General features: G+C 73.2%; 2 protein-coding genes. Both read right to left on the reverse strand.

Features of this window, described 5'->3' with window-relative positions; translation table 11 throughout:
- The coding region (locus tag G9H71_RS22975; RefSeq protein ID WP_166285044.1) for a GNAT family N-acetyltransferase at positions 1 to 425 on the reverse strand (425 nt) is incomplete at its 3' end.
- Positions 426 to 440: 15 nt separating this feature from the next.
- Positions 441 to 709, reverse strand: a 269-nt coding sequence (locus G9H71_RS22980; protein ID WP_166285045.1) for an ANTAR domain-containing protein, incomplete at its 5' end; no start/stop codon positions are given.

Genomic DNA, 709 nt, shown 5'->3' on the forward strand with positions numbered 1-709 from the left:
CGGCCCGCGTCCGTGAACCCCAGGTGGGAGTAGAACGCCGGCAGGCCGTGCCGGCGGGCTCCCTCGTCGTCGACGTGGAGGTACGCCGAGCCCGCGCCGTTGTCAGCGCCCCACGCGAGCGCGTCCTCGACGAGCGCCCGGCCGGAGCCGGTCCCCCGCGCGTCGGGCGAGAGGTAGAGGTCGCCGATCTCGACGTACCGGCCCTGCTCGAGGCCGAAGAGCAGCCAGGTCATCGCGAAGCCGACCGGCCGGCCCGTGTCGTCGACCGCCAGCACGACGCGGACCGACGGGTCGGAGACGAGCACCTCGGCGTTGCGCCGCAGCTGCTCCGGCGGCGTGCCGAAGCCTTCCTCGGCGTAGAACCGGGCGGCGAGCTCGCTGAGGACGGTGATGTCGGTGGGGAGTGCTTCGCGCAGGGTTGCCACGGGCAGCAGCCTGCACTACCGCTGGCGCGTGGCGCTCCGGGTGATGTCGAGGGCGATGTCGCGCAGCTTGCGGTTGGCCCGCTGGGAGGCCTCGATCAGCATCGTGAACGCCTCGTCGGCCGTCACGTGGCGGGTCGCCATGATGACGCCTTTCGCCTGCTCGATGACCGCGCGCGAGGCCATGGCCTGCGCCATCTGCTCGGCCTCTGCGCGTGCGTTCGCGAAGGACGTCGCGTTGGCCACGGCGACGGCGGCGTAGCGGGCGACCTCCTCCCCGACGAGCG

Source organism: Motilibacter deserti (assembly GCF_011250635.1).
In the GTDB taxonomy this organism is placed as follows: Bacteria; Actinomycetota; Actinomycetes; order Motilibacterales; family Motilibacteraceae; genus Motilibacter_A; species Motilibacter_A deserti.